General features: G+C 69.2%; 25 protein-coding genes, 2 pseudogenes and 1 riboswitch. Of the genes and pseudogenes, 14 read left to right on the top strand and 13 right to left on the bottom strand.

Features of this window, described 5'->3' with window-relative positions; translation table 11 throughout:
* The first annotated feature begins 162 nt into the window (after nt 1-162).
* Nucleotides 163-2,868 carry a transglycosylase domain-containing protein gene (locus IH13_RS0101155; protein ID WP_082317478.1) on the top strand — a complete coding sequence of 902 codons (2,706 nt, stop codon included), beginning with the start codon at nt 163-165 and terminating at the stop codon, nt 2,866-2,868.
* 158 nt (nt 2,869-3,026) lie between these two features.
* The gene (locus tag IH13_RS0101150; protein ID WP_031080236.1) at nt 3,027-4,532 is read left to right on the top strand and encodes a glycosyltransferase family 87 protein; all 1,506 of its coding nucleotides are present in this window, start codon (nt 3,027-3,029) and stop codon (nt 4,530-4,532) included.
* A gap of 40 nt (nt 4,533-4,572) precedes the next feature.
* Here the strand turns inward: IH13_RS0101150 and IH13_RS0101145 are convergent, their stop codons facing one another.
* From IH13_RS0101145 to IH13_RS0101135, 3 genes are all read right to left on the bottom strand, one after another.
* A complete protein-coding gene (locus IH13_RS0101145) occupies nt 4,573-5,604 on the bottom strand; it encodes an alanine racemase (RefSeq protein ID WP_031080234.1) in 1,032 nt (343 codons plus the stop codon).
* A 65-nt stretch (nt 5,605-5,669) separates the two neighbouring features.
* Nucleotides 5,670-6,788, bottom strand: coding sequence for a lipid II:glycine glycyltransferase FemX (locus IH13_RS0101140; protein WP_031080232.1), 1,119 nt, complete (start codon nt 6,786-6,788; stop codon nt 5,670-5,672).
* 184 nt (nt 6,789-6,972) lie between these two features.
* On the bottom strand, nt 6,973-7,329 hold the full coding sequence (locus IH13_RS0101135) for a hypothetical protein (protein ID WP_031080230.1): 357 nt from the start codon (nt 7,327-7,329) through the stop codon (nt 6,973-6,975).
* A 284-nt stretch (nt 7,330-7,613) separates the two neighbouring features.
* Between IH13_RS0101135 and rpsF the strand changes: the two genes are divergently transcribed.
* From rpsF to rplI, 4 genes are all read left to right on the top strand, one after another.
* Nucleotides 7,614-7,904 (top strand): 30S ribosomal protein S6, encoded by a 291-nt coding sequence (rpsF, locus tag IH13_RS0101130; protein WP_031080228.1) that lies wholly within the window; start codon nt 7,614-7,616, stop codon nt 7,902-7,904.
* A gap of 72 nt (nt 7,905-7,976) precedes the next feature.
* Nucleotides 7,977-8,576, top strand: a complete 600-nt coding sequence (locus tag IH13_RS0101125; protein ID WP_031080226.1) for a single-stranded DNA-binding protein — start codon at nt 7,977-7,979, stop codon at nt 8,574-8,576.
* A gap of 43 nt (nt 8,577-8,619) precedes the next feature.
* Nucleotides 8,620-8,856: a 30S ribosomal protein S18 gene (gene rpsR / locus IH13_RS0101120; protein WP_003967857.1), complete on the top strand. Its 237-nt coding sequence runs from the start codon at nt 8,620-8,622 to the stop codon at nt 8,854-8,856.
* An 18-nt stretch (nt 8,857-8,874) separates the two neighbouring features.
* Complete coding sequence (gene rplI, locus IH13_RS0101115; protein WP_014155197.1) at nt 8,875-9,321, top strand: 50S ribosomal protein L9; 447 nt, start codon at nt 8,875-8,877, stop codon at nt 9,319-9,321.
* A gap of 127 nt (nt 9,322-9,448) precedes the next feature.
* Here rplI and IH13_RS0101110 read toward each other — a convergent pair whose 3' ends face one another.
* On the bottom strand, nt 9,449-10,786 hold the full coding sequence (locus tag IH13_RS0101110; protein WP_031080215.1) for an MATE family efflux transporter: 1,338 nt from the start codon (nt 10,784-10,786) through the stop codon (nt 9,449-9,451).
* A gap of 458 nt (nt 10,787-11,244) precedes the next feature.
* On the opposite strand from IH13_RS0101110, the gene dnaB reads away from it, so the two are divergent.
* The gene (gene dnaB / locus IH13_RS0101105; RefSeq protein ID WP_082317477.1) at nt 11,245-12,720 is read left to right on the top strand and encodes a replicative DNA helicase; all 1,476 of its coding nucleotides are present in this window, start codon (nt 11,245-11,247) and stop codon (nt 12,718-12,720) included.
* Nucleotides 12,721-12,805: 85 nt separating this feature from the next.
* Here the strand turns inward: dnaB and IH13_RS0101100 are convergent, their stop codons facing one another.
* Nucleotides 12,806-13,372, bottom strand: coding sequence for a dihydrofolate reductase family protein (locus tag IH13_RS0101100; protein WP_031080211.1), 567 nt, complete (start codon nt 13,370-13,372; stop codon nt 12,806-12,808).
* Between the two features lie 214 nt (nt 13,373-13,586).
* On the opposite strand from IH13_RS0101100, the gene IH13_RS0101095 reads away from it, so the two are divergent.
* Entirely contained in the window at nt 13,587-15,038 is a 1,452-nt protein-coding gene (locus tag IH13_RS0101095; RefSeq protein WP_031080210.1) for an amidase, read from the top strand.
* Nucleotides 15,039-15,293: 255 nt separating this feature from the next.
* Nucleotides 15,294-16,676, top strand: a complete 1,383-nt coding sequence (locus tag IH13_RS0101090) for a serine hydrolase domain-containing protein (protein WP_031080208.1) — start codon at nt 15,294-15,296, stop codon at nt 16,674-16,676.
* Between the two features lie 61 nt (nt 16,677-16,737).
* On the opposite strand, the gene IH13_RS45925 is transcribed toward IH13_RS0101090, so the two are convergent.
* The 7 genes and pseudogenes from IH13_RS45925 to IH13_RS0101060 all read right to left on the bottom strand — a co-directional run bounded on the left by IH13_RS45925 (nt 16,738) and on the right by IH13_RS0101060 (nt 21,994).
* Nucleotides 16,738-17,214 (bottom strand): DNA glycosylase AlkZ-like family protein, encoded by a 477-nt coding sequence (locus tag IH13_RS45925; protein WP_234433182.1) that lies wholly within the window; start codon nt 17,212-17,214, stop codon nt 16,738-16,740.
* Between the two features lie 767 nt (nt 17,215-17,981).
* Nucleotides 17,982-18,434: a GNAT family N-acetyltransferase gene (locus IH13_RS0101080; protein ID WP_031080206.1), complete on the bottom strand. Its 453-nt coding sequence runs from the start codon at nt 18,432-18,434 to the stop codon at nt 17,982-17,984.
* A 30-nt stretch (nt 18,435-18,464) separates the two neighbouring features.
* A pseudogene (locus IH13_RS44250) lies at nt 18,465-18,754 on the bottom strand (MarR family transcriptional regulator); the annotation flags it as partial.
* Nucleotides 18,755-19,007: 253 nt separating this feature from the next.
* The gene (locus tag IH13_RS0101075; RefSeq protein WP_031080204.1) at nt 19,008-19,487 is read right to left on the bottom strand and encodes an NUDIX domain-containing protein; all 480 of its coding nucleotides are present in this window, start codon (nt 19,485-19,487) and stop codon (nt 19,008-19,010) included.
* 52 nt (nt 19,488-19,539) lie between these two features.
* Nucleotides 19,540-20,231 (bottom strand): annotated as a pseudogene (locus tag IH13_RS36475) (LysR family transcriptional regulator).
* Between the two features lie 199 nt (nt 20,232-20,430).
* A complete protein-coding gene (locus IH13_RS0101065) occupies nt 20,431-21,555 on the bottom strand; it encodes a cystathionine gamma-lyase (RefSeq protein ID WP_031080202.1) in 1,125 nt (374 codons plus the stop codon).
* A 61-nt stretch (nt 21,556-21,616) separates the two neighbouring features.
* Nucleotides 21,617-21,994 (bottom strand): phage holin family protein, encoded by a 378-nt coding sequence (locus IH13_RS0101060; protein WP_031080200.1) that lies wholly within the window; start codon nt 21,992-21,994, stop codon nt 21,617-21,619.
* A 78-nt stretch (nt 21,995-22,072) separates the two neighbouring features.
* Between IH13_RS0101060 and IH13_RS0101055 the strand changes: the two genes are divergently transcribed.
* The 4 genes from IH13_RS0101055 (at nt 22,073) to IH13_RS0101040 (ending at nt 24,315) form a co-directional block, all read left to right on the top strand.
* Nucleotides 22,073-22,390: a cupin domain-containing protein gene (locus IH13_RS0101055; protein ID WP_031080198.1), complete on the top strand. Its 318-nt coding sequence runs from the start codon at nt 22,073-22,075 to the stop codon at nt 22,388-22,390.
* 125 nt (nt 22,391-22,515) lie between these two features.
* Entirely contained in the window at nt 22,516-22,725 is a 210-nt protein-coding gene (locus tag IH13_RS0101050; RefSeq protein WP_031080195.1) for a DUF5326 family protein, read from the top strand.
* 286 nt (nt 22,726-23,011) lie between these two features.
* Nucleotides 23,012-23,776 carry an IclR family transcriptional regulator gene (locus tag IH13_RS0101045; protein WP_199814583.1) on the top strand — a complete coding sequence of 255 codons (765 nt, stop codon included), beginning with the start codon at nt 23,012-23,014 and terminating at the stop codon, nt 23,774-23,776.
* Nucleotides 23,777-23,877: 101 nt separating this feature from the next.
* Entirely contained in the window at nt 23,878-24,315 is a 438-nt protein-coding gene (locus IH13_RS0101040) for an SsgA family sporulation/cell division regulator (protein ID WP_019992482.1), read from the top strand.
* 36 nt (nt 24,316-24,351) lie between these two features.
* On the opposite strand, the gene IH13_RS0101035 is transcribed toward IH13_RS0101040, so the two are convergent.
* Entirely contained in the window at nt 24,352-25,707 is a 1,356-nt protein-coding gene (locus tag IH13_RS0101035) for a YibE/F family protein (RefSeq protein ID WP_031080192.1), read from the bottom strand.
* 71 nt (nt 25,708-25,778) lie between these two features.
* Nucleotides 25,779-25,912, top strand: a riboswitch (TPP riboswitch).
* On the opposite strand from IH13_RS0101035, the gene IH13_RS0101030 reads away from it, so the two are divergent.
* A partial coding sequence (locus IH13_RS0101030) for a phosphomethylpyrimidine synthase ThiC (RefSeq protein ID WP_031080189.1) occupies nt 25,906-26,874 on the top strand: 969 nt, incomplete at its 3' end. (Overlaps the previous riboswitch by 7 nt.)

Here is a 26,874-nt window from a genome sequence, read left to right as displayed (position 1 = left end):
TGCAGACCACCGGGAACCGCGCGGCGTCCTCGCGCGTCAGTCATCGCGGACTGCCGGATGTACTGCGGATGAGCCTTCCGCAGGGCTCGTCCGCAATTCGGGGGGACCGGATCTCAACTGCCGCTTCCAGGCGCTCTCGCCTGCCCGAGGAGTAGTCGTTCGATGAGCGAGCACCGTCGCAAAGCGCCGCAACCGCAAGGTGGCGGTCGTGCCGCGGCCAGACGAGCCGCCCAGCAGTCCACCGGACGCCGGGAATCGTCACGTAGAGCCACCGAATCATCACCGTCCGAGCCCCTTGGTGATGAGCCGTCATACGGCGGCCGGGCCGAGGCGCGTCGTGCCGCCCAGCGTGGAGGGGGCAGGCGCCGGGGCGGTGGCGACGCCGCGGGCCCCGGGGGCCGCGGACGGGCGACGGACGGGCCTCCCGGCAAGAAGAGGTTCATCGACTACCCGCGCGCCGGCAAGTACGGCGTACGGCGCTGGGTCCCCTCCTGGAAGCTGGTCTCCGGTCTCTGCCTGGGCTTCATCGGCCTGATGATGGGCGCGGCCGGCCTCGCGTACGCGCTCGTGGTGCCTCCCAACCCGAAGGACATCGCCACGGCCCAGAACAACGTCTACTACTGGGCCGACGACACCCAGATGGTCGCCACCGGCGGGGACGTCAACCGCCAGGAGCTCAGCTTCGCGCAGATCCCCCCGGCGATGCGCAACGCCGTCATCTCGGCCGAGAACAAGTCGTTCCAGTCCGACTACGGCATCGACCCCATGGGTATCGCCCGCGCCTTCTGGAACATGGCCAAGGGGGGGGAGACCCAGGGCGGGTCCACCATCACCCAGCAGTACGTGAAGAACTCCATGCTCTCGCAGGAGCAGACCATCAGCCGGAAGGTCAAGGAACTCTTCATCACGCTCAAGGTCGGCAACACCATCGGCAAGGACGAGGTGATGGCGGGGTACCTCAACGTCTCCTACTACGGGCGAGGTGCTTCGGGCCTCCAGGCCGCCGCACGTGCGTACTTCGGCAAGGACGCCGGCCAACTCAACGCGAGCGAGTGCGCCGTCCTGGCGAGCCTGCTCAAGGGACCGAGCTACTACGACCCCGCCGGGCACCCGGAGATCGACCCGGTGAACATGTCCAAGAAGGCCAACACGGAGAGGGCCACGAAGCGCTGGAAGTGGATCCTCGACGAGGAGGTCAAGGACGGCAGGCTGAGCGCCGCCGAGCGGGAGAAGTACAAGGAGTTCCCCAAGGTGAAGGAGCCCACGAAGGGCAGCGAACTGGGTGGCCAGACCGGCTACCTCGTCGCCCTCGCCACGGACTACTTCCTGGCGCACAACGAGGAGAACATCACCGAACAGATGCTGGCGCGGGGCGGGTACGAGATCCACACGACCTTCGACAAGAAGAAGGTCAAGGAGCTCGAGACGGCCGTCAACAGGGTGTACGAAGAGAAGATCGACGTGAAGGCGCGTCCCAAGCTCGACTCGCACGTCCAGTTCGGCGGCGCGTCGGTGGACACCAAGACGGGCGCGATCCTCGCGACCTACGGTGGTCAGGACGCGACCAAGCACTACACCAACAACGCGGACGCGACCGGCGCCCAGGTCGGGTCGACGTTCAAGCCCTTCGTTCTCGCCGCCGGCATGCAGTACGGCGTGCGCAATCCGAAGCTCGGTACGGACCAGGACGCGTCCACCCGCACGCCGGTCTCCCCGAAGAGCATCTACAACGGCGACAACAGGCTGGAGATCAATAAGTACGACGGCTCGGTCTGGTTGAACGACGACGGCAAGCCGTGGTACCAGACCAACGACGGGCAGCACAGCTATGGCGACATCACCCTGCGGGAGGCGATGGAGCAGTCCGCCAACTCCCCGTTCGTCCAGCTCGGTATGGACGTCGGCACCGACAAGGTGAAGCAGGTCGCGATCGCGGCGGGGCTGCGGGACGACAACTACATGGCCGACGCGAGCGTCCCCTCGTTTTCGATCGGTACCTCGTCACCCAGCGCCATCCGCATGGCCGGCGCCTACGCCACCTTCGCCACCAGTGGCAAGCAGAACGAACCCTTCTCCGTCACCGAGGTCAAGCACAAGGGCGAAGTCATCTACCGGCACGAGAAGGCGACGAAGACCGCGATGGAGAGCGCCATCGCGGACAACGTCACCGACGTGCTCAAGGGCGTCGTCGAGAACGGCACCGGCACGCCCGCCCGGCTCGAAGGCCGGGATGCGGCCGGTAAGACGGGCACCACGGACGGCAACCTGTCGGCCTGGTTCGTCGGGTACACGCCGCAGCTTTCGACCGCGATCAGCATGTTCCGCCTGAACGACGACGAGTCGGTCAAGGACCGCGAGTTCGAAAAGATGTACGGCACGGGTGGCGAGGACAAGATCCACGGAAACTCCTTCCCCGCGCAGATCTGGCGCGAGTACATGACCGCCGCCCTCAAGGGCGCGGAAGTGCTGACCTTCCCGAAGCCCGAGCCGTTCGGAAAGACGGTCTGGGGCGGTGGCGCGGTCAGCCCCAGCCCGACGCCGAGCCCCTCGCCCTCGGAGAGCGAGTCCAAGGAGCCCTCGAAGTCGCCTTCGCCGGACCCCTCCCTCCCCTCCACGTCCCCTTCGCCGAGCAACTCGTGCGGCCTGTGGGGCTGGGACTGCAACGAGGACAACGGCGGCGCCGACAGCGGGAACGACAATCAGGGAGCCACTGACGGCAACGCCAACGGCGGCGCCGACGCGGGCTCCTCGGACGGGGGAACCGACACCGGGACCACCGAGGGCGCGGCCGACGGTGGCAACGGCAACGGAACCAACGGCTCGAACGGCCGCGGCGGCGCCAGTGGCCAGAGCGGTCTGTTCGGATAGCCACCGGCGCAGGGCCCCGCGGGGGGCCCACCGGAACGCGTGACACGGGCCCGCCGGCACCACCCAGGTGCCGGCGGGCCCTTTCGGTCCCGGACACGGTCCGAGCCCCGCACCCGGTCCGAGCCCCGCACACAGCGCCGTACGGCAGGATGTGCCCCATGCCAAGCCCACAGGACACGAGCGTGCACCAGGACCGGCCGGTGGTCCGGCCGACGCAGCAGGACGAGGTCGCGGCGGCCGGCAGCGAGCTGATCGGCGGCCCGCTGGGGCGCTGGGCGCGCGTCGGGACCGGGCCGCTCACACCGGTGCGCGTCCTGGTGCTCGTGGCGATCGGGATGTTCGCCCTCGGCATGGTGCAGAAGATCCCCTGTTACGACTGGGCGTGGTTCCAGGGGGCCAGTTCGCAGTACACGCACGCCTGCTACTCCGACATCCCGCACCTCTACGTCGGCCGGGGCTTCGCCGACGGCCTGGTGCCGTACGCCGACCGGCTCAACGGGGACATGGCCTACCTGGAGTACCCGGTGCTCACCGGGCTGTTCATGCAGGTCGCGTCCTGGCTGACACTGACGCCCGACTCGGACCCCATGCAGCAGCGCGAGCAGATGTACTGGATGGTCAACGCGGGCATGCTCATGATCTGCGCCGTGGTCATCGTCGTCTGCGTGGCCCGGACGCACCGGAACCGGCCGTGGGACGGCCTGCTGGTCGCCCTGGCCCCGGCGTTCGCCCTCACGGCGACGATCAACTGGGACCTGTTCGCCGTCGCGCTGACCGCGGCGGCGATGCTCATGTGGTCACGCGGGCGGGCGATCGCCTTCGGCATCCTCATCGGCCTGGCGACGGCGGCCAAGCTCTACCCCGTACTGCTGCTGGGCCCCCTGCTCGTCCTGTGCCTGCGGGCGGGGAGGCTGCGCGACTTCGGCAGGGCGCTGTTCGGGGCGGTGGCCGCGTGGCTGGTGGTGAACGTGCCGGTCATGCTCGTGGCCCCCGAGGGGTGGAAGAAGTTCTACACCTTCAGTCAGGAACGGCAGATCGACTACGGCTCGTTCTGGCTGCTCATCACCCAGCGCACCGGCAGGCCCATCGACGTCTCCACCGTGAACACGGCCTCGGTGCTCCTGATGATCGTGCTGTGCGCAGGGATCGCCGGGCTGGCGCTGAGCGCCCGCCACCGGCCGCGCTTCGCCCAGCTGGTGTTCCTGGTGGTGGCCGCCTTCGTCCTGACCAACAAGGTCTACTCGCCGCAGTACGTGCTGTGGCTGATCCCGCTCGCCGCACTGGCCCGGCCGCGCTGGCGGGACTTCCTGATCTGGCAGGCCTGCGAGGTCCTGTACTTCCTGGGGATCTGGATGTACCTCGCGTACACGACGAGTGGTGACAAGCACCAGGGGCTCCCGCAGGAGGGCTACCAGGTCGCGATCGCCCTGCATCTGCTGGGGACGCTGTACCTGTGCGCCGTGGTCGTCCGGGACGTCCTGATGCCCGAGCGCGACCCGGTGCGGCGTGACGGCTCGGACGACCCGTCGGGCGGAGTGCTCGACGAGGCCCCGGACACGGTGGCACTCGCCGGGCTCGGGCAGCACCCCGCCGGACACGGGACACCCGCGGCCGAACGACCGCGGGTGGAGGGGGACACGGCGGACGGGCCGTCCGCGCCCTGAGCGGCAGGGAGGGAGTCCCGTCCTGAGCGGCAGGGCGGGACTAGCGGTCCACCAGGCGGTCGAACTGGGTGGTGGTGTGGCGCAGGTGGGCAACCAGCTCGTCACCGACCCTCGGCTCCTGAGCGTCCGAGGGGACGAACAGGATCGACACCTGCATGTGCGGCGGCTCGGCGAACCAGCGCTGCTTACCCGCCCAGACGAACGGCGAAAGATTGCGGTTGACCGTGGCCAGGCCGGCGCGTGCGACGCCCTTGGCGCGCGGCATCACCCCGTGCAGCGCCTTGGGGGCCTCCAGGCCGACACCGTGCGAGGTACCGCCCGCGACGACCACCAGCCAGCCGTCGGAGGCGGCCTTCTGCTGCCGGTAGCCGAACCGGTCCCCCTTGACGACCGGCGTGACGTCGAGGACCGCGCCGCGGTACTCCGTCGCCTCGTGGTCGCCGAGCCAGAGGCGGGTGCCGATGCGGGCGCGGAAACGGGTCTGCGGGAACTGCTGCTGGAGCCGTGCCAGCTCCTCGGCCCGCAGGTGGCTGACGAACATGGTGTGCAGGGGCAGCCGCGCGGCACGCAGGCGGTCCATCCACGCGATGACCTCCTCGACCGCGTCCGAGCCGTCCGTGCGGTCCAGCGGGAGGTGCAGGGCGAACCCTTCGAGGCGCACGTCCTCGATCGCCGCGTGCAGCTGGCCGAGCTCCTCCTCCTTGACACCGTGGCGCTTCATCGAGCTCATGCACTCGATGACGACCCGGGCGCCCACCAGGGCGTGCACGCCGTCCACCGAGGAGACCGAACGGACCACGCGGTCGGGCAGCGGTACCGGCTCCTCGCCCCGCCGGAAGGGCGTGAGCACCAGCAGGTCGCCGCTGAACCAGTCCTTGATCCGGGCGGCCTCGTACGTGGTGCCGACGGCCAGGATGTCGGAGCCGAAACGGATGGTCTCCTCGGCCAGCCGTTCGTGCCCGAAGCCGTACCCGTTGCCCTTGCAGACGGGGACGAGCCCGGGGAACTGGTCGAGCACGGACGTGTGGTGCGCCCGCCAGCGCGCGGTGTCGACGTAGAGGGAGAGCGCCATGGCCGGCCCGGAACCTTTCTGGTGGCTGCGGTGGAGTTCGAGGGGAGGAGCGGGAGGGAAGGGGGTCAGCGACGGGACATATACATGTCGAGCGCCTTGTGGAGCAGCTTGTTGAGGGGGAAGTCCCACTCGCCGACGTACTCGACGGCTTCCCCGCCCGTGCCGACCTTGAACTGGATCAGACCGAACAGGTGATCGGTCTCGTCCAGGGAGTCGCTGATGCCACGCAGGTCGTAGACGGTCGCGCCCATCGCGTACGAGTCGCGGAGCATGCGCCACTGCATGGCGTTCGACGGCCTGACCTCACGCCCGATGTTGTCGGAGGCGCCGTACGAGTACCAGACGTGCCCTCCGACCACGAGCATCGTGGCGGCGGAGAGGTTCACGCCGTTGTGCCGGGCGAAGTACAGCCGCATGCGGTTGGGGTCCTCCGTGTTGAGGACCGTCCACATGCGCTGGAAGTACGAGAGCGGGCGCGGGCGGAAGTGGTCACGCACGGCGGTGATCTCGTAGAGCCGCTGCCACTCGGCCAGGTCTTCGTAGCCGCCCTGGACGACCTCGACGCCGGCCTTGTCGGCCTTCTTGATGTTGCGGCGCCAGAGCTGGTTGAAGCCCTTGAGCACGTCTTCCAGGGACCGGTTGGCGAGCGGGACCTGGAAGACGTAACGGGGCTGTACGTCACCGAATCCGGCGCCGCCGTCCTCGCCCTGCTGCCAGCCCATCTTCCTCAGCCGGTCGGAGACCTCGAAGGCCCGCGGCTCGATGTGGGTGGCCTCGACGTCGCGCAGCCGCTTGACCTCGGGGTCCTGGATGCCCGCCTTGATGGCGGCCGCGTCCCAGCGGCGGATGACCACGGGCGGGCCCATCTTCACCGAGAAGGCACCCTGCTGCTTGAGGTGCGCGAGCATCGGCTGGAGCCAGTCGTCCAGGTTCGGGGCGTACCAGTTGATGACCGGGCCCTCGGGGAGATAGGCGAGGTAGCGCTTGATCTTGGGCAGCTGGCGGTACAGCACCAGCCCGGCGCCGACGATCTCGCCGGACTTGTCGAACCAGCCGAGGCTCTCCGAGCGCCATTCGGTCTTCACGTCCGCCCACGCCGGGACCTGGCAGTGACTGGCCGAGGGGAGGCTCTGGATGTACGCCAGATGCTGCTCTCGGCTGATGGTCCTCAGGGTCAGGCTCATGCGGGGCGCTCCTCGGCAGGTGTGTCCCCATCGGTCAGGGGCTCCGGCTCTCGCGCCGAAGCCTACTGTGACCGAGCGGCGCCCGGCCCGGCCCCTGGGGGGCCGGACCGGGCGCCTGCCGTGCGGCGATCGCCCGCGGGAGCGCGGGGCGGAGGGCCGATCGGCCCGGCCACCGCTCTGCCGGTCAGGTGATCACACCGCCGAAGAGGCCGCCGTGTGCCATGCCGAGCAGGAAACCGACTCCGGACGATCCGATCCCCATGATGAAGGCGAACCGCTGCCAGGTCGTCTTGGAGATGTACTGCCCGTAGGCGCCGGTCAGCAGCCCGGCCAGCCCGGCCCAGGAGCTGAGCAGGTGGAGGTTGTGGAACATGGCCGACACGAACGCGAGCACCCCGAGTACCCCGGTCACCACCATCAGTACTTCCTGCACGGGGTGTGGCCTGCCGTCCGTCGCGAAGAGGGAACCGGTGGCCGGGCGGGCGTTGGCCACGTGGCTGGGAGCGGACCGGCTGCCGGCGGATCGGACTGTCTGTGCCATGGAGCACCTCCTGGCCGAAAGGGCGGGCAATGTAGCGCCTCTCACACCGCATCTGTCTCGATTGTGCGCCCTGAACACCGGATTTCAACCGGAAGCCGGTCTGCGGGTACTCTGTACGGTCTGCACCGGTGTCTGCCCGAAGCCGGCCCGACGATCTCCTTCGACTCATGAGAAGGGCGTTGTCAGTGGCGGCTGTTTTACTCGGGAACACTGTTGCTCACGCATCACGACCCTCCTGCCACGGAACGACCGTGGCCGCTGAGTCCAAAGGAGGTGGGTTCCACATGCGTCACTACGAGGTGATGGTCATCCTCGACCCCGATCTCGAGGAGCGAGCTGTCTCCCCGCTGATCGAGAACTTCCTCTCCGTCGTCCGTGAGGGCAACGGAAAGGTCGAGAAGGTCGACACCTGGGGCCGTCGTCGTCTCTCTTACGAGATCAAGAAGAAGCCCGAGGGCATCTACTCGGTCATCGACCTGCAGGCCGAGCCCGCAGTCGTCAAGGAGCTCGACCGACAGATGAACCTGAACGAGTCGGTCCTCCGGACCAAGGTCCTCCGTCCCGAGGCCCACTGAGCTTCCAGCTCAGCGGCCATCGGGTTCGAGTAGCAAGCAGCCAGAAGAAAAATCCCGCCGAGAGGTTCACCCATGGCAGGCGAGACCGTCATCACGGTCGTCGGCAATCTCGTCGACGACCCCGAGCTGCGCTTCACCCCGTCCGGTGCGGCGGTCGCGAAGTTCCGTGTCGCGTCCACTCCCCGCATCTTCGACCGGCAGACCAATGAGTGGAAGGACGGCGAAGGCCTGTTCCTCACCTGCTCGGTCTGGCGTCAGGCGGCGGAGAACGTCGCCGAGTCGCTCACGCGCGGCATGCGTGTCGTCGTGCAGGGCCGACTGAAGCAGCGGTCCTACGAGGACCGCGAGGGCGTCAAGCGCACGGTCTACGAGCTGGACGTCGAGGAAGTCGGCCCCAGCCTCAAGAACGCCACGGCCAAGGTCACCAAGACCACCGGTCGCGGTGGTCAGGGCGGCCAGGGCGGCTACGGCGGCCAGCAGGGCGGCGGCAACTGGGGCGGCGGTCCCGGCGGCGGCGGTCAGCAGGGCGGCGGCGCTCCGGCGGACGACCCCTGGGCCACCGGCGGTTCGGCCGGCGGTCAGCAGGGCGGCGGCCAGCAGGGTGGCGGCGGAAGCTGGGGCGGAAGCTCCGGCGGTTCCGGCGGCGGCTACTCGGACGAGCCTCCCTTCTAGGGCTGCTCGTACCCCCACTTCTTGATCACACAGGAGAAACACCATGGCGAAGCCGCCTGTGCGCAAGCCTAAGAAGAAGGTCTGCGCTTTCTGCAAGGACAAGACCCAGTACGTGGACTACAAGGACACGAACATGCTGCGGAAGTTCATTTCCGACCGTGGCAAGATCCGTGCCCGCCGCGTCACCGGCAACTGCACGCAGCACCAGCGTGACGTCGCCACGGCAGTCAAGAACAGCCGTGAGATGGCGCTGCTGCCCTACACGTCCACCGCGCGATAAGGGAAGGGTGACCGAATCATGAAGATCATCCTCACCCACGAGGTCACTGGCCTCGGTGCCGCCGGCGACGTCGTGGACGTCAAGGACGGGTACGCCCGCAACTACCTGGTTCCGCGTGGCTTCGCCATCCGCTGGACCAAGGGTGGCGAGAAGGACGTGGCGCAGATCCGCCGCGCCCGCAAGATTCACGAGATCGCGACGATCGAGCAGGCCAACGAGATCAAGGCCAAGCTCGAGGCCGTCAAGGTTCGTCTGGCTGTTCGCTCCGGCGACGCCGGCCGTCTCTTCGGCTCCGTCACCCCGGCCGACATCGCTTCGGCGATCAAGTCCGCGGGTGGCCCGGACGTCGACAAGCGTCGCGTCGAGCTCGGTTCGCCGATCAAGACGCTGGGCGGGCACCAGGTGTCCGTCCGTCTGCACCCCGAGGTCGCCGCGAAGCTCGGTATCGAGGTCGTTGCCGCCTAAGGGCGCAGCTCGGCAGAGCTGAGAGAAGGGCCGCACCCCAGGGGGTGCGGCCCTTCTCCGTTCCGGTCCGTGGTTTCACGTGAAACGACGCTTCCGGCGACCCGGCGCCCTCGGTGCCGGGGAGGTTTCAGCGGGTGGCGCCGGTCACGATCCAACGGCCGGACCGTGCGCGGAGCCAGAGCGTCGCCAGGCGGATCGCCATCATCAGCGCCATCGTCCACCAGAGCATGGTGAGTCCCCCGCCGAGGACGGGAACCAGCAGTGCGACGGGGGCGAAGACGGCCAGGGTCAGCAGCATGGCCCAGGCGAGGTAGCGGCCGTCACCCGCCCCCATCAGTACGCCGTCCAGGACGTACACCACGCCGGCGACCGGCTGGGTGAGGGCGACGACGAGGAGCGCGGGCAGCAGGGTTCCGCGCACGGACGTGTCGCCGGTGAACAAGGGGATGAACAGGGGTCGGGTCAGTACGATGAGCGCCCCGATGGCCAGGCCGGCGGCGATACCCCACTGAACCATGCGTCTGCAGGCATCCCGGGCCCCGTCGGAGTCGCCGGCCCCCAGGTAGCGGCCGATGATCGCCTGCCCTGCGATGGCGATGGCGTCCAGTGCGAAGGACGCGAGGCTCCAGAGCGAGAGAATGATCTGGTGTGCGGCGATGTCCGTATCGCCGAGCCGGGCGGCGACCGCGGTGGCGATCAACAGCACCGCGCGCAGGGAGAGGGTGCGGACCAACAGGGGAACGCCCGCATGGGCGCTGGCTCGGATGCCCGCGGCGTCGGGGCGGAGCGAGGCGCCGTGCCGCTTGGCGCCGCGTACGACGACGACGAGGTAGACGAGCGCCATGGCCACCTGGGCGATCACCGTTCCCCAGGCGGATCCGGCGATGCCGAGGCCGGCTCCGTAGACGAGGGCCACGTTGAGGACACCGTTGGCGGCGAATCCGCCGACGGCGACGTACAGGGGGGTCCGGGTGTCCTGGAGGCCCCGCAGCACGCCGGTCGCCGCGAGGACGACCAACATCGCGGGGATGCCGAGGCTGGAGATGCGCAGATAGGTGATCGCGTACGGAGCAGCGGTGTCGGACGCGCCGAACGCCTCGACCAGCCAGGGCGCCGTGGGCAGGGCGACCGCGATCACGGCGGCACCGAGCAGCAGGGCGAGCCAGATCCCGTCCATGCCCTGACGGATCGCGGCGGGGAGGTCGCCGGCTCCGACGCGGCGGGCGACAGCGGCCGTGGTGGCATAGGCGAGGAACACGAAGACGCTCACCGCGGTGGTCAGGAGGGCGGCTGCCACGCCCAGACCGGCCAGTTGCGGGGTGCCGAGGTGGCCGACGATGGCGCTGTCGACCATGACGAAGAGGGGCTCGGCGACGAGCGCGCCGAAGGCCGGAACGGCGAGTGAGACGATCTCGCGGTCGTGCCGGCGACGGGAGGGGGGCGGGGGCGCGGGAGCCTCGGTCATGGGCGCCAATCTAATCTTCCACAGGTAAGAGATGCAAAGCCTCATCAGCCCTTACTCGGAGGGGTCGGTGCGCCCACGCCGGAGGCCGTCCTCGATGATCTTGCAAAGTGGGGGAAACTTTTTCTCTCCCACAGTCGGTGGATGGGAAAGGTGCAGGTCAGGAGGTGCCTGAGGGTGTCCCTATGAGTTTGTCCACAGTTCTGTCCCCCGGTCCGTGCACAGGATCAGGGGGGTTCTCCACAGCATCTGGTGCGTCGTCCACATGGCCTGTGGATAACCAGATTGGCTGACGGTGCGGACGGGCCTACCGTGGTCCGGCGCCCGTACTTCGTTCCGGCCTGGAAACTCGCAGAACTTGACGCGTCGGAACCGGAGTCGGGCGTCTTGTTTGTCGGTGCCGTGCCGTAAGAAAGAGTGGCACGGCTAGGTCCGCGCAGCGGACGGGAGGAGGTGGCCGGGTGAGCATCCCCGAGCCTTTGGACGATCCCTGGGCCGATGTCGGTCCCAGTGACCGTCTTCCCGTCTCGCGTCAGCGTCGAGGTGAGGGCAAGGGGCGCGACGAACAGCACGAGCGGGGCCGGGACAGCGGCTGGGACGGCGGTCAGTCCGGCTTCGAGCGAGTCCCTCCGCAGGATCTCGACGCCGAGCAGTCCGTCCTGGGCGGCATGCTGCTCTCCAAGGACGCCATCGCCGACGTGGTGGAGATCATCAAGGGCCATGACTTCTACCGTCCGGCCCACGAGACCGTGTACACGGCGATTCTCGACCTCTACGCCAAGGGCGAGCCGGCGGACCCGATCACCGTGGCGGCCGAGCTGGTCAAGCGCGGCGAGATCACCAAGGTCGGCGGTGCCCCCTATCTGCACACCCTGGTCCAGTCGGTGCCGACCGCGGCCAACGCCTCGTACTACGCCGAGATCGTCCATGAGCGGGCGGTCCTGCGCCGTCTGGTCGAGGCCGGTACGAAGATCACGCAGATGGGGTACGCGGCCGACGGGGACGTCGACGAGATCGTGAACTCGGCGCAGGCCGAGATCTACGCCGTCACGGAGCAGCGGACCAGTGAGGACTACCTGCCGCTCGGCGACATCATGGAGGGCGCCCTCGACGAGATCGAGGCGATCGGCTCCCGCAGCGGCGAGATGACCGGTGTGCCCACCGGGTTCACCGACCTCGACTCCCTGACGAACGGCCTGCACCCCGGCCAGATGATCGTCATCGCGGCGCGGCCCGCCATGGGCAAGTCCACCCTGGCGCTCGACTTCGCCCGGGCGTGCTCGATCAAGAGCAACCTTCCGAGCGTGATCTTCTCCCTGGAGATGGGGCGCAACGAGATCGCGATGCGTCTGCTCTCGGCCGAGGCACGGGTGGCGCTGCACCACATGCGATCCGGCACCATGACCGACGAGGACTGGACACGCCTGGCCCGGCGGATGCCGGACGTCTCGGCCGCTCCCCTGTACATCGACGACTCGCCGAACCTCTCGATGATGGAGATCCGGGCGAAGTGCCGTCGGCTCAAGCAGCGCAACGACCTCAAGCTGGTGGTCATCGACTACCTCCAGCTGATGCAGTCCGGTGGTGCCAAGCGTGCCGAGAGCCGGCAGCAGGAGGTCTCGGACATGTCCCGAAACCTCAAGCTCCTCGCCAAGGAGCTGGAGCTTCCGGTCATCGCGCTCTCCCAGCTGAACCGTGGACCCGAGCAGCGCACGGACAAGAAGCCGATGGTCTCCGACCTGCGTGAGTCGGGATCCATCGAGCAGGACGCCGACATGGTCATCCTCCTGCACCGTGAGGACGCGTACGAGAAGGAGTCACCGCGTGCGGGCGAGGCGGACCTGATCGTGGCCAAGCACCGAAACGGCCCGACGGCGACGATCACCGTGGCGTTCCAGGGGCACTACTCGCGCTTCGTGGACATGGCCCAGACCTGAGTGGACCGTGTCGTGATCCCACGGGGCGTGTCGGACCGACCCCGTATACGACAGCGCCGTGTGACCAGCGCGTGGGTGCTGCTGTTCAGCGCCTCGTCTCGTACCTGGTCAGGACCACGCCGCCGGGAAACGTCCGCGTCTCCACCAGATTCAGGTTCACCCAGCTGTCCAGGGCGGCGAAGAACGGCGTGCCGCTGCCCACCAGGACCGGGTGGGCGGCGATCGTGTACTCGTCGATCAGCCCGGCGCGCATGGCCGCCCCGGCGAGCGTTGCGCCGCCGATGTTCATCGGGCCGCCGTCCTCGGCCTTGAGCCGGGTGATCTCGGTGATCGCGTCGCCGGCGACCAGGCGGGTGTTCCAGTCGACCTCGGCGAGCGTCGAGGAGAACACCACCTTCGGCGTGTCCCGCCAGTTCCGCGCGAAGTCGATCTCCGCCTGGGTGGCGGTGGGCTGTTGGTCGCCGGTCGGCCAGTAGGAGCTCATCGCCTCCCACAGTTTGCGCCCATACAGTGTCAGGCCACTCGCCTGCTCGTGGCCGAGCCACCACTGGAACAGCTCGTCGCTCGGGGGCCCGCTCCAGCCGATGTCGTCGCCGGGCGCAGCGATATAGCCGTCCAGGGTCAGGTTCATGCCGTAGGTCAGTCTCCGCATGGCTCGGCCTTCCGGTCGGGGTGTCCTGCGTAGGGGCCGGTGGTGCGGGAAGCTCACCGGTGCGCCATCTGCGCTCGGGAAACGGATGTGAGAGTGATCATGGGTGACGAGGCGGACCAAGTGCGGGGCTCGAGCGCCCGTTTCTGGCCATTTCCGCGGTGTTGTGCGAAGCGATATTTCATGACCCTCACCAGAGGCCCATACGGTCGGTTTCATGGAATGGGATTTTTCGACGGCCGAGGAAATGTCGGCGTCTTTGCGTGCCGGTGAAGTGACATCGGCGGAACTGACCGACGATGCGATCGCCCGCATCGAGCGCGATGACAAGTGGATCAACGCCGTCTGTGTGCGGGATTTCGACCGGGCACGGGCTGCCGCGTGCCGTGCCGACGAGGCGCGCGCCCGTGGTGAGGACCGGCCGCTGCTCGGCATTCCGGTGACGGTCAAGGAGTCCTACAACGTCGCCGGGCTGCCCACGAACTGGGGTATGCCGCCGCACCGGGACTACGTGCCGACCGAGGACGCGGTGCAGGTGTCGCGGCTGAAGGCCGCAGGCGCGGTGGTGCTCGGTAAGACCAATGTGCCTTTTGGGCTGCAAGATGTGCAGAGCTTCAACGACATCTACGGCACCACCAACAACCCGTGGGATCACGGCCGTACGCCGGGCGGATCCTCCGGTGGGTCAGCGGCTGCCCTGGCATCGGGATTCGGTGTGCTGTCCATCGGTTCCGACCTCGCGGGTTCGTTGCGCACCCCCGCACACTTCTGTGGCGTCTACGCGCACAAGCCGACGCTCGGACTGGTGGCGAGCCGCGGTATGGTCCCCCCGCTCGTGCCGGCGGTCCCGACCGATCCTGACCTCGCCGTCGTCGGTCCGATGGCGCGTACGGCCCGGGATCTCGCGCTCCTGCTCGACGTCATGGCCGGGCCGGACCCGCTGACGTCCGGTGTGGCGTATGACCTTGTGCTGCCGCCCGCGCGTCACCAGCGGCTCCGCGACTACCGGGTCCTGGTCCTCGACGAGCATCCGCTCATTCCGACCGGGGCCGCCGTGCGGGCGGGCGTGAACCGGGTGGCCGACGCGCTCGTCGATGCCGGGGCCCGGGTCGAACGGCACAGTCCGCTGCTGCCTGACCTGGGTGAAGCCGCGACGCTCTACACGCAGTTGCTGTTCTCGAGCTCCGTCGCACGCTTTCCCGTCGAAGCGTACGAGCAACTGCGGACCCGCGCCGCCGGACTGGGGGCGGACGACCGGAGTCTCGATGCGGCGCGGCTGCGCGGCATGGTGTTCAGCCATCTCGACTGGATGGAGGCGAACAGCCGCCGCGAGCTCCACCGTCAGAGCTGGCGGCACCTCTTCACCGAGTGGGACGCCGTGGTGTGTCCCGTCACACCCACTCCTGCGTTCCCGCATGACCACAACCCCGATCCGCGAGAGCGCAGGATCGACATCGACGGCGTCGAGTACCCGTACTTCGACCAGCTCGTCTGGGCCGGTCTGGCCACCATGCCCGGTCTGCCCGCCACCGCCATACCGGCGGGCCGGTCCCCCGAGGGCCTGCCGGTGGGAGTGCAACTCATCGGTCCGATGTTCGAGGACCGTACGCCGCTACGGCTGGCCGACCTGCTGGAGCAGCGGATCGGTGGCTTCCGGGCCCCGAAGTAGCCGTGCCGGGCGTCCGACGGGGGCGGATCACGCCCAGGGCCCGGAAAGCGCCCCAGTCGTTGCCCGGACCGGCCGGACAGCCCCCGTGCCTCTTGCCTCGTGCAGGGGGCAGCGGGCGAGGTGCACCGTGCCCTCGATGGCGAGCGAGTTCACGCCGGCGGACCCGCTCCGCGCCGAGACGCGTGGGTACCGGTCCGTCACGCCGACCGCGAAACGGGCTGGCCAGGCGGGTGGGGACGCAGGTAGTCCTAGTCCATGACGTCATCCGAAACGCTGCTTCCCGGTACCCGGCGAGCTCTGCTTCATCGCATCGCCACTGCTCAGGCCGAAGGCCGTACCCCGTCGCTCGTCGCCGCGGTGCAGCGCGAAGGCCGGATCGCCTGGAGCGGCGCCCGTAGCGGTGTGGAGGGCCACGCCCCCGACGACGACACCCAGTACCGGATCGGCTCCCTCACCAAGACCTTCACCGCCGTGCTGGTGCTGCGCCTGCGCGATGAGGGCCTGCTCGACCTGGACGATCCGCTGGAGGCGCACCTGCCCGGCACGGGGGTGGGCGAGGTGACCGTCTTCCAACTGCTGGGACACAGCGCGGGGCTCGCCGCGGAGACACCCGCGCCCTGGTGGGAGAGGACCCCTGGCAGCAGCAGGCCGGAGTTGTCGGACGTGCTCGGCGCGCAGCCACTGCTCCACCCGGCAGGCCATGGGCACCACTACTCCAACCCTGGATACACCCTGCTCGGGGCGCTGGTGGAGAAGGTGCGGGGTGACTCCTGGTCCGAGGTACTGCGCCGGGAGATCCTGGAACCTCTGGGGATGGACCGTACGACGCCGGAGCCCCAAGCACCGCACGCGGGCGGATGGGCCGTCCACCCGTGGGCCGACGTCATACTTCCCGAACCGGCCGAGGACCTCGGGATCATGGCGCCCGCGGGCCAGCTCTGGTCCACCACCGCCGACCTGCTCCGTTTTGCTCGATTCCTCGCGAAGGGCGACGAACGGGTGCTGAGCGCGTCGTCGGTCGAGCAGATGCGTGTGCCCGCGGCCCCGTCCGAGTCAGTCGGCCAGGAGGGGAACTACGGTCTCGGTCTCCAGGCGGCGCGGCTGGGCAGCCGTTCGCTCTTCGGCCATACCGGATCTCTCCCCGGTTTCCTCGCCACGCTGTGGTTCAGCGTCGAGGACGATGTCGCCGCCGTGGTGCTCTCCAACGCCACCTCCGGCCCGGCGGTCGCCACGGTCGCCGCGGACCTCGTGCAGATCGTCGCCGAGGCCGAGCCGCGGATCCCGGAACCCTGGCGGCCCTTGCCCGAGGTGGACGAGGAACTGCTCGCGCTGACGGGGCTGTGGTACTGGGGCACGCGCGCCCACGCCCTGACGTTGCTGGCGGACCGGGCGCTGGAGCTCCGGCCCCTTCAGGGGACCGGACGCGGGGCGTGCTTCCGGGCGTCCGCGGACGGGACCTGGACCGGCCTCAACGGCTACTACGCGGGCGAGGTCCTCCGGGTCGTACGCGCCGGCGACGGCACAGTGGACCACGTGGACCTGGGTTCCTTCGCCCTCACGAGGGAGCCGTACGACCCTGCGGCGGCCGTGCCGGGAGGCGTGGACGAGGGAGGGTGGCGCGGCCTGCCACGTGAGTGAGCGCTACAGGCTCCTTCAGAGGCCGGTCGGCCCGCTCCGCCGGCGCCTGACCTACCGGGCCTCAGGCCATCAGCTCGCGCTCCAGCGGGGTACGGAAGCGCGGGGTGATCCTGGAATCGCCCACCCAGGCCAGCAGGCGGGACGCCTCGGACTCGATCAGACCGGAAGCGTCCTGGCCGGTGTCCGTCAGCAACCGCCATACGACCCCGCCGTCGGCCCGCTGCCCCCAGCCGCCCATGATCCGGCCGTTCCACCACACGGTCGGTCCGATGTTCCCGGCCCGGTCGAACAGTGCCGCCCGGTGGTCGTCCGGAAGGTGAAAGCCACGGTCGGCCCAGCCCATGGCGCTCGGGTCGAGGCTGGGCAGAAGTGCGGCCCATGGCTCCACGGGCGGCTCCGGTCCGAGATCACCAGGCGCGACCCAGACATGCGCCCCGCTGTCGAGCAGTACCTGCTCCGCGTCGGCGGCAGCAAGTGCCTTGCGTGTCTCGCGGAGCCCCACCCCGTCCACCACGTCAGGTCGCCCCCCGTCCACCACGTCAGGTCGCCTCCGTTCCGGGCCCGTACGAGTGCAGCCAGCGCCGCGCCATCTCGGCCTGTGCTTCGGCCGGAACCGACGGCGGCCAGGGGAGCGGAGGCCGTCCAGCGGAACTGGTGCGAGGTCCAGGAGCCACGTGGCCGGTCCCGCCGGATGCGCCCCTCGGTGGCCAGGAGGCGGATCACCCGGGAGGCGATGCCCTGCACGGTCTCCTGCTGGGTGCCGGGGAAGACGGTGATCTTCGTGCGGAGAGCGGGGACCGCCGCGGAGAGCTCACTACCGGTGGCCCGGCCCCGCTCGGCCAGTGCGGCGACGGTCTTCCGTTCGGCTCCCGCGAGCCAGCGCTCGTCGAGACCGTTGCCGTCCGCTTCCAGACGCTTCAGGAAGGTGCGCCGCTCCTTCGCTGCGACGGCCCGAGCGAGCGCTCCATCGAACAAGGGGCGCGATCTCTCTGGAGACGGTGAAGAGGGTGTTGCGCATGGCGAGGGGCGGACCAGTGAGACGTCCCGTAGAGGGCCCGCTCCGTGGGGGTGACGACCGGTTCCGACAGCCGGGCGCACACCGAGAGGTGGAGCGTGGCGGCGTCTGTGGAATGCAGCGCCACCACCGCGTCGGCGACGGCTGGAGCGGATGAGGCGCGGGCCGCGAGTACCAGCAGGTGTCTGCGGCCGAGCCTGGTGCGGCGCTGCTCGTCGTCGATGCGGTGCAGGCGTCCCCCTTGTGGATAGTGGGTCCGCGCGAGAGGGCGGTCGGCGGGCCCCGCCGGGTCACAGGCTGAGCTTGAACCCCACATGGCTCGCGGTGAAGCCGAGCCGTTCGTAGAAGCGGTGGGCGTCGGTGCGGGTGGCATCGGACGTCAGCTGTACCAGTCGGCAACCCTGGCGCCGTGATTCGTCGACCGCCCATTGGATCAGCTGGGTGCCGAGGCCGCTTCCGCGTTCGTCGGCGTGGATGCGTACGCCTTCGATGATCGACCGGGTGGCGCCCTGTCGGGACAGCCCGGGCACGATGGTCAGTTGCAGGGTTCCCACCACGCGCTCCTCACGCACGGCCACGACCAGGTGCTGGTTCGGGTCGTCCGCCAACCGGTGGAACGCGGCCTGGTAAGGGGCGAGGTCGTCGGGTGACTCGCGCTGGGCACCGAGCGGGTCGTCGGCCAGCATGGCCACGACGGCTTGGAGGTCGGTGAGTGCGGCGGGGCGTATGTCGAGATCGCTCATGATCGGCAGACTACGCAACAACCGGGCCACTCAGGCGGGGACATCGAGGGCTTCGGCCGCCCGGACCAGCGGGGCCGGCTCAGGGTCGTTGGCCGCCTCGCCGAGGGCGGCGCGCAGGGCGCCGCCCTTGGTGGGCCGTGCCTCGTCCAGCAGCTTCGGACCGGTTTCTGTGACGTCGGTGTAGATGCCCCGGCGGTCGGTGTCGCACAGGTAGCGGGTCAGCAGGCCGCGGTCCTCTAGGCAGGTGACCGGCCGGGGGTGGCGCTCTGGCTCAGAACCACGGCGTCCGCGACGGTCTTGCCGGTGTGGCCGCTCGCGCCAACGAGGGGTCTCTCGGGAGGAACGCAGTGAGGGACAGGGTGAGCAGGCCCGCTGTCAGGCCCAGCCCACTGACCTACACGGCGACATGGGCGACGAGGATGCTCGGGCGTACGGATCGCTTGAATGGTTTCACGTGAAACGCGGCGGCGAGCGCGGTCTGCGGAGTCGTCTGGCGTGGGGAGTGTCCGCCTCCACCGGCCTCGCTGTACCTGGATGCGCGGACGGGGATGAAGCCGAACCGTCCGACTCGCCTCAGCCCAGGTCGGGGGCGTGCATCGCCCGTACTCCCTCGATGTTCCCGTCCAGGTAGTGACGGAGGGAGAGCGGTACGAGATGCACCGCCGCGATGCCCACCCGGCTGAAAGGCACACGCACGATCTCGTACTCGCCACAGGGCTCGTCGATCTCGGGGCCATGCCGACGTGAAGGGTCCATCGACTCCAGCCGACAGACGAAGAAGTGCTGCACCTTGACGCCCTTGATGCCGCCGCCCTCAATGTGCTCGACCGTGTCGACGAAGCATGGGACGACATCGGCGATCTTGGCACCGAGTTCCTCGTCGACCTCGCGGTGCAGGGCATCGATGACGGTGTCGTCCTCCGGCTCGACGCCCCCACCAGGGGTGATCCAGTACGGATCGACCCCGGGCTTGGTGCGCTTGATCAGGATGAGGTCGTCGCCGGCGAGCAGGACGGCTCGTGCGGTGCGCTTGACCACAGGGCGTTCGGTCATGGCAAGAGAGTGGCCCAGGAAACGCCATCTGAAACGCCTGTCGGCCGACGGCTCACCAGTCGACAGCAGGGCGCACCAGCCACTCGTGCGCCCGCGCGATGCGCGGAAGGGAGAGCGTGCCGGTCCGCACCGCCAGGAAGTAGGTCCGCAGCGGCGGTCCCGGAGGGCCCAGCAGTATCACCACCTCACCCCGTTCCAGCGCGTCCTGGCAGAGATAGCGGGGCAGGACGGCAAGTCCCGGCCAGCAGGCCGCCACGCGGACGTGCGGTGGTGAGGGCCAGATCGTGGTGCCCGCCGCGAGCCCGTCGAGCGTGTCCTCAGCCTGCGCGAGGAAGGTGCTGCGCACGGCCAGTCCCTGGGAGACCAGGGGACGAGGACGGGCAGCACACGCAGGGCGGTGAATTCCGCAGGGCCCGTCAGGTGGAGCGTCCGCGCCGGCGACTCGGTGTCGCCGCCCGCCTCCGCGATCTCGACGAGGGCGTCCAGGTGTGGGGTGGCACGCTGTGCGAGCTCGTCCCCCACAGCCGTGGGGGTCACGCCCCGAGCCCGGCGCAGGAAGAAGGGGGCGGCCAGCTGCTGCTCCAGCGTCCTTGTCCGGGAGGTGACGGCCGGCTGGGACAGGCCGAGCAGCGCGGCGGCCCGGGTGAACGATCCGGCCCGATGCACCATGACGAATGTGCGCAGCCGGGTCAGGTCCGTGGCTCCCCTCCCCGCGGTGACGCGTTGGACCACGCAACCATGCATATGTCGATAGGGCCCTGTCGCCTCTGTGATGGTTCGCTGACGCTCGGTCAACTAGCCTCGCCGCAGCGGTTCGACGCATCAGGAACCAGGGTGGCCCGAGCCACGAGGGGGGAGGCTCGGACCACCCGTCCCGAGCGGACCGGCCGGGTCGCCCGGGACGCCCGTCCCCGGCCGGTTCCGCCGGACCTCGGGGCCGCCGTCAGCGGGCGGCCCGGTCCAGTGCGTTCTCGACGTCGGCCAGCAGGTCGTCCGGGTCCTCGGCGCCCACCGAGAAACGGATGAAGCCTTCCGGGACGGCGTCCCCGCCCCAGCGGGCCCGGCGCTCGGCGGTCGACCTGATGCCCCCGAAGCTCGTCGCGTCGTCGACCAGGCGCAGCCCGTCCAGGAAGCGCTCGGCGGTGCCCTTGTCCGCGAGGACGAAGGAGACCACGGAGCCGAAACGCCGCATCTGCCGGGCAGCGATCGCGTGCGAGGCATCGCCGGGCAGCCCCGGGTAGCGCAGGCCCGTCACGTCCGTACGCCTCGACAGGGCCGTCGCCAAGACGAGTGCGGTGTCGCACTGCCGGTCGATCCGCATCTGCAAGGTGGACAGCGAACGGTGGGCGAGCCAGGCCTCCATCGGGCCGGGAATCGCGCCGACGACCTTCCGCCACCGGCGCACGCCCGCGGACAGCTCCGGGTCCTTGCACGTCACATGGCCCAACAGGATGTCGCCGTGCCCGGTCATGCCCTTGGTGTCGCTCGCCACCGAGAAGTCGGCACCGAGCTCCAAGGGGCGCTGGCCGAGGGGTGTGGCCAGCGTGTTGTCGACCGCGACCAGCGCCCCCGCCTCATGTGCGGCGGCGACCAGCCGGCGCACGTCGCAGACGTCCAGCCCCGGGTTGGAAGGGGTCTCCAGCCACAGCAGCTTCGCCCCATCGAGCACCCGCAGTTGGGCGTCGCCGCCGGTCGGCGCCGTACGCACCCGGACGCCGTACGCCTCCAGTTGCTCCCGCACCAGAGGCAGCGCCTGGTATCCGTCGTCCGGCAGGACCACGGTGTCACCGGTGCGTGCCCGGGACAGGAGAACGGCGGAGACGGCCGCCATCCCGGAGGCGAAGACAGTGGTCCCGACCTGCTCGCCCGGGGCTTCCAGCTCGCCGATCGCCTGCTCCAGCCGGGTCCACGTCGGGTTCGTCTCCCGGCCGTAGGTGTACGGTCCGACGGGCTCCCCGGACAGATGGAAGTGGGCGGCGAAGACCGGGCCCGGCAGCGTCGGTTCGTACTGCTCCGGAGCGGGCAGTCCCGCACGTACGGCCCGGGTGCCGTCGCTCGTGGTGCTCATCTCTGCTCCCTCGTCTCTCTTCCGGCTCCGCGCCGGGCGGCCGTCGGCCGGCGGATGCCGGTCAGTCCTCGTCGGGCAGTACGACGTCGAGGGCCCAGGAGACCACCGAAATGATCAGACCGCCCAGAACCGCGGTCCAGAAGCCCTGGACGTGGAAGCTCACATCCAGGACGCCGGCCAGCCACGAGGTCAGCATCAGCATCAGGGCGTTGACCACCAGGGTGATCAGGCCGAGCGTCAGGATGAACAGCGGGAGGGTCAGAAGCTTGACCACCGGCTTCACGACGGAGTTGACCAGGCCGAACAGGAGCGCGACCACGATGAGCGTGAGCACCTTGCTGCCGGTGCTGTGACCGGTGAGCGTGATGTCCTGGAGAAGCCAGATGGCCACGGCCAGCGCGCCCGCGTTGGCGATCGTCTTGACTACGAAATTCTTCATGTGTCTGATCGTGGCAGACGTGATCGGTGGTGGACACCGGCGGCAGGGACGAGCACGGGTACGAGGGGCGGACGGACGATGAAGGCATTCCGACTGGACGAGCTGGAGGCGGAGCGCGCCGCCAACGACGGCGCCTACCTGCAGTTCGTCCGCGAACGCAACATGTCCGTCGGCCTGTACGCCCTGGACGCCGGCGCACTCGACCCGCAGCAGCCCCACCGCCAGGACGAGGTCTACCTCGTCATGAGCGGCCGCGCCTCGATCACGGTCGGGACGGAGACCACGCAGGTGGGCCGGGGGAGCGTCGTGTACGTGCCCGCGGGCACCGCCCACAAGTTCCACCACATCACCGAGGACCTCCGGGTCATGGTGGTCTTCTCCCCGCCCGAGGGATGAGCGCCGCGCTCCTCGGGGTTCCCTAGGGGGCCGCTCAGGGGTCTTCAAGGGATCCCACCCCTCCGCGGGCGGGTCCCACGCCTCTAGCATCGGGGGCAGGAACTCACAGAGACGAGGTACGGACGATGGCGGTACAGGAGATTTTCGCGGGGATGCCCTGGTGGGTGAAATGGGTCGCGGTGCCGCTCATCGTGCTCGTCGTGTTCGGTGGGCTGATCGCCAGTGTGGTCGGGTTCGTCATCGGCCTGCTCTTCAAGGTGCTGGTCGCCGTCGTGCTGGTCGGCGGCCTGATCTTTGTCGTACGGAAGTTCATGTCGTCCTCCCGCGATTGGTAGGACGATCGTGCATGCAACGGCCCGTGACGTACGGTGACGGGCCGGGCGGGCCGCTGATACGGCGATTAGCCCAGCTGAGCTAAGTCGGGCGGGAAACCTCCCTCGTGACGCACCGTGCCGATACAGTTGCGTACCGCTGCCGCCAGCTGGGAAATGACTGTCCGTCACCATTCTGCCCAGTGGTTTGTGCGACCGGTCGGTCTCCGGACCCCAGGCTCGCGGCGGGCCCGCGGGGGCGGCCCCCGCGGGAGGGCTGAGAGCCCGTCACCATGCCTGGGGGTGACCTGTGACCACGGCATCGAGCCCTGCTGTCCCGACGTTGATCGGATCGGTGCAGCGGGCCTTGAGACTGATGGAGGCTGTGGGCACCCATCGGGACGGGGCCCCTGCCAAGCAGCTGGCGAGGGAGGCGGGACTTCCTCTGCCCACCGCCTACCACCTGCTGCGCACCTTGACCCACGAGGGATACCTCCGCAGGGAGAACGGGGTGTTCCTGTTCGGCGCCGCTGCCGAGAAGCTGGTCGGCGGCCGTTCCTCCCGCCCCGGCGTGATCGTTGACTCGCTCGCCCACTGGGCCGGCCTCATCGGTGCGCCCGTGTACTGCGCCCTCTACCGGGACGGTGAGATCGAGCTGGTCGCGGTGGCCGACAGCCCGGCCGCGCCCTCCGTGCGCGAGTGGGCGGCCTTCCGGGAGACCGGGCATGCCCACGCGCTCGGACAGTGCCTGCTGGGCCAGCTCGACGAGCGGGCGCGCGAGGACCACCTCGACCGGTACCCGGTGCGGCAGTTGACGCGTTACTCCGTACGGGACCGTCAGACCTTCCTCGCGCGGCTGAGGGCGATGAAGCGGATGGAGCCCGTCGTCGAACGGCAGGAGTACGCCCTGGGGACCGTGTGCGCGGCCATTCCGATCACCGTGGGCCCCGCTGTGGCGGCGATGGCGGTTTCGCTCCCCTTGGAGCAAGAAGAACGGTTGCTCGCTGCGATCGAACAATTACGCTGCGAAGTAACCACGTTCTTGCGCTCGTTCGTGTTCTCTATCAGTATCTGAAAAATCACTCCTTGTGATCTGCTATCGCGTGCACCACGATGGCGTCAATAGGGCCATGGGGGATCATTCCTGGCCAGTTTCATCTACTGCGGGGTTGAACGATGCGCGAGTCGGTTCAAGCAGAGGTCATGATGAGCTTCCTCGTCTCGGAGGAGCTCTCCTTCCGTATTCCGGTGGAGCTCCGGTACGAGGTCAGCGATCCGTATGCGATCCGCATGACCTTCCATCTGCCCGGTGACGCCCCCGTCACCTGGGCGTTCGGCCGTGAGTTGCTGCTGGACGGGCTCAACAGCCCGAGCGGCGACGGCGATGTGCACATTGCCCCGACCGAACCCGAGGGTCTCTCGGATGTACACATCAGGCTCCAGGTGGGCGCCGACCGTGCGCTCTTCCGGGCCGGCACGGCTCCTCTTGTGGCATTTCTCGACCGGACGGACAAGTTGGTACCACTGGGACAGGAGCACACTCTGGGTGACTTCGACGGCAGTCTGGAAGAGGCCCTGGGCCGCATTTTGGCCAAGGAGCAGAACGCCGGCTGAGCGAACGGCGGCTGTCGGCGTCCGGGAGCCCCGTGCTCACGCCTTGCGGCGTCGGCCCCTCCCGGTCCGTACGGGTGCAGGAGCTCCGGCTTCCGCGCCGAGCCCCGTACGGTCCGCGGAGACCACCAGCGCCGCGAGCACCGTCGTCACCGGCACCGAGGCGACCAGACCGATCGATCCGACGAGGGTACGGACGATCTCCTCGGCGACCAGTTCGCTGTTGGCGACCACCCCGACGCTGCTCTGGGCGATGGAGAAGAGCAGCAGCAGGGGCAGCGCCGCGCCCGCGTACGCGAGCACAAGCGTGTTGACGACCGATGCGATGTGGTCCCGGCCGATCCGGATACCGGCCTTGTAGAGCCGCCGCACGCCCATGGTGGGGTCCGCCTGGTGCAGCTCCCAGACGGCCGACGTCTGGGTGACGGTCACGTCGTCGAGCACACCGAGCGACCCGATGATGACACCGGCCAGCAACAGGCCGCTCATGTCGATCCCCGGGTACAACCCGTGGATCAGGCCGGTGTTGTCGTCGGTGTTGCCGCTCAGGCCGGCCCAGCCGATGAAGAGGGAGCCCAGCAGGCCGATCAGTACCAGGGAGATGAGGGTGCCTAGGACGGCGACGGAGGTGCGGGCCGTCAGGCCGTGACAGGTGTAGAGGGCGATCAGCATGATGGCGCTGGCCCCGATGACCGCCACGACCAGTGGATTCGAGCCCTGCAGGATCGCCGGCAGGATGAACAGCGTGAGCACCGCGAACGAGACCGCGAGCGCGATCAGCGCCATGAGTCCGCGCAGCCTGCCCACGACGACCACCGCCAGGGCGAAGATTCCGGCCAGCAGGGCCATCGGGAACGAGCGGTCGATGTCCGTCACCGAGTACTGGAGGTCGTGGGGTGCGTCGGGGGCGTACGCCACGACCACGCCCTGACCCTGCTTCAGCTTCCGGGTCGCGTCGGACTGGATGATCTCGACGAACGTGCGTCCCTTGTCCTTGCCGGTCGTCACCTCGACCGTGGCCTTCTTGCATGCGCCCGTCTGCTCGGCGACGGCCTCACGTCCGGACGGCGTCGAGGTGTCCCCGGTCGGCGGCACCTGTCCTGCGTTGACGTCGGCGCAGTCGACCGGGACGACCTTCACCACTCTCCCGTCCTGCGTCTGCCGGTCGAAGCCGACACCGGTGCGCTCGTGGGCGGGGGCGCTGCCGGGCCAGAAGGCGACGAGGCCGACGAGGACCGCGGTGGCGAACGGGATGAGCACGGCCGCGATGACCTTGCGCAGATGTTTGGAGACCGGTGCCGCGGGGCCGTGGCTGTGCGTGTGGGCATGCGCATGGCTCTGCGCGCTGCCAGAGGCGGGGCCGTGGGGTCCGGGCGCGTTTCCTGAGGGCGTCACCCCGCGATCATCCCAAGAAGAGGGGAGGCCCTCTGGTCAGCACGCCAGGGGGAAGGCTAGCGTGGTGGCACCTTTGCACACGCGGGAGCTCGGAGCACCGGGCTGAGAGGGCGCTGACCTCCGTACATCCGTACGGGACACGCTGCGCCGACCGCCGAACCTGTTACCGGGTAATGCCGGCGTAGGGAGTAGGTCTCCATGACCACAGCGGACGCACGCACGCCTGCCTCGAAGCAGAATGCGCAGAACGCACCGAAGGGTGTGCAGAACACACCGGATACGCGGAACGTCCCGGAGGGCGGGGCCGCGAAGTCCATCGGCTGGCACAAGGGGTACGTCCAGGGCTCACGCCCCGACCTCCGGGTGCCGGTCCGTCAGGTGCACCTCACCAACGGCACGGACGTGACGCTGTACGACACGTCGGGTCCGTACACCGACCCCGCCACCGAGACCGACGTCCGTCGGGGTCTCGACCCCCTGCGGGGGAACTGGATCACCGCCCGGGGGGACACCGAGGAGTACGAGGGACGTCCCGGGCGTCCCGAGGACGACGGGCTGAAGCGCACCGTGCCCCGAACGGGGTCTCCCCTGGCCGGGGACGGCCTGCGCAACCTCGACGCGGTCTTCCCCGGCCGGCCGCGCCGCCCCCGCCGCAGCCGTGACGGCCGGCCGGTCACGCAGCTCGCCTACGCCCGCCGGGGGGAGATCACCCCGGAGATGGAGTACGTCGCGATCCGGGAGAACGTCGCCCCCGAGACCGTCCGCGAGGAGATCGCGGCGGGCCGGGCGGTGCTGCCGGCCAACGTGAACCACCCGGAGACCGAGCCGATGATCATCGGGAAGCGGTTCCTGGTGAAGGTCAACGCCAACATCGGCAACTCCGCGGTCACCTCCTCCATCGAGGAGGAGGTGGACAAGATGACCTGGGCGACCCGATGGGGTGCCGACACGGTCATGGACCTGTCCACCGGTCGCAACATCCACACCACGCGTGAATGGGTGCTGCGCAACTCGCCCGTACCGATCGGCACCGTCCCGCTCTACCAGGCCCTGGAGAAGGTCGACGGCCGGGCCGAGGAGCTGACCTGGGAGGTCTACAAGGACACCGTGATCGAACAGGCGGAGCAGGGTGTCGACTACATGACGGTGCACGCCGGGGTGCGGCTG

The sequence above is a fragment of the Streptomyces sp. NRRL WC-3549 genome (assembly GCF_000721935.1).
GTDB lineage: Bacteria > Actinomycetota > Actinomycetes > Streptomycetales > Streptomycetaceae > Streptomyces.
This window is presented reverse-complemented; position numbering and strand designations above follow the sequence as displayed.

Coding starts and splice junctions, on each gene's coding strand:
- IH13_RS0101155 (WP_082317478.1), top strand. CDS start 163: ATGAGCGAGCACCGTCGCAAAGCGCCGCAACCGCAAGGTGGCGGTCGT.
- IH13_RS0101060 (WP_031080200.1), bottom strand. CDS start 21,994: ATGAAGAATTTCGTAGTCAAGACGATCGCCAACGCGGGCGCGCTGGCC.
- rpsR (WP_003967857.1), top strand. CDS start 8,620: ATGGCGAAGCCGCCTGTGCGCAAGCCTAAGAAGAAGGTCTGCGCTTTC.
- rplI (WP_014155197.1), top strand. CDS start 8,875: ATGAAGATCATCCTCACCCACGAGGTCACTGGCCTCGGTGCCGCCGGC.
- IH13_RS0101040 (WP_019992482.1), top strand. CDS start 23,878: ATGCGCGAGTCGGTTCAAGCAGAGGTCATGATGAGCTTCCTCGTCTCG.
- IH13_RS0101080 (WP_031080206.1), bottom strand. CDS start 18,434: ATGAGCGATCTCGACATACGCCCCGCCGCACTCACCGACCTCCAAGCC.
- IH13_RS0101140 (WP_031080232.1), bottom strand. CDS start 6,788: ATGAGCCTGACCCTGAGGACCATCAGCCGAGAGCAGCATCTGGCGTAC.
- IH13_RS0101075 (WP_031080204.1), bottom strand. CDS start 19,487: ATGACCGAACGCCCTGTGGTCAAGCGCACCGCACGAGCCGTCCTGCTC.
- IH13_RS0101095 (WP_031080210.1), top strand. CDS start 13,587: ATGGAATGGGATTTTTCGACGGCCGAGGAAATGTCGGCGTCTTTGCGT.
- IH13_RS0101100 (WP_031080211.1), bottom strand. CDS start 13,372: ATGCGGAGACTGACCTACGGCATGAACCTGACCCTGGACGGCTATATC.
- IH13_RS0101050 (WP_031080195.1), top strand. CDS start 22,516: ATGGCGGTACAGGAGATTTTCGCGGGGATGCCCTGGTGGGTGAAATGG.
- IH13_RS0101090 (WP_031080208.1), top strand. CDS start 15,294: ATGACGTCATCCGAAACGCTGCTTCCCGGTACCCGGCGAGCTCTGCTT.
- IH13_RS0101055 (WP_031080198.1), top strand. CDS start 22,073: ATGAAGGCATTCCGACTGGACGAGCTGGAGGCGGAGCGCGCCGCCAAC.
- IH13_RS0101065 (WP_031080202.1), bottom strand. CDS start 21,555: ATGAGCACCACGAGCGACGGCACCCGGGCCGTACGTGCGGGACTGCCC.
- IH13_RS0101125 (WP_031080226.1), top strand. CDS start 7,977: ATGGCAGGCGAGACCGTCATCACGGTCGTCGGCAATCTCGTCGACGAC.
- IH13_RS0101150 (WP_031080236.1), top strand. CDS start 3,027: ATGCCAAGCCCACAGGACACGAGCGTGCACCAGGACCGGCCGGTGGTC.
- IH13_RS0101135 (WP_031080230.1), bottom strand. CDS start 7,329: ATGGCACAGACAGTCCGATCCGCCGGCAGCCGGTCCGCTCCCAGCCAC.
- IH13_RS0101145 (WP_031080234.1), bottom strand. CDS start 5,604: ATGGCGCTCTCCCTCTACGTCGACACCGCGCGCTGGCGGGCGCACCAC.
- IH13_RS0101110 (WP_031080215.1), bottom strand. CDS start 10,786: ATGACCGAGGCTCCCGCGCCCCCGCCCCCCTCCCGTCGCCGGCACGAC.
- rpsF (WP_031080228.1), top strand. CDS start 7,614: ATGCGTCACTACGAGGTGATGGTCATCCTCGACCCCGATCTCGAGGAG.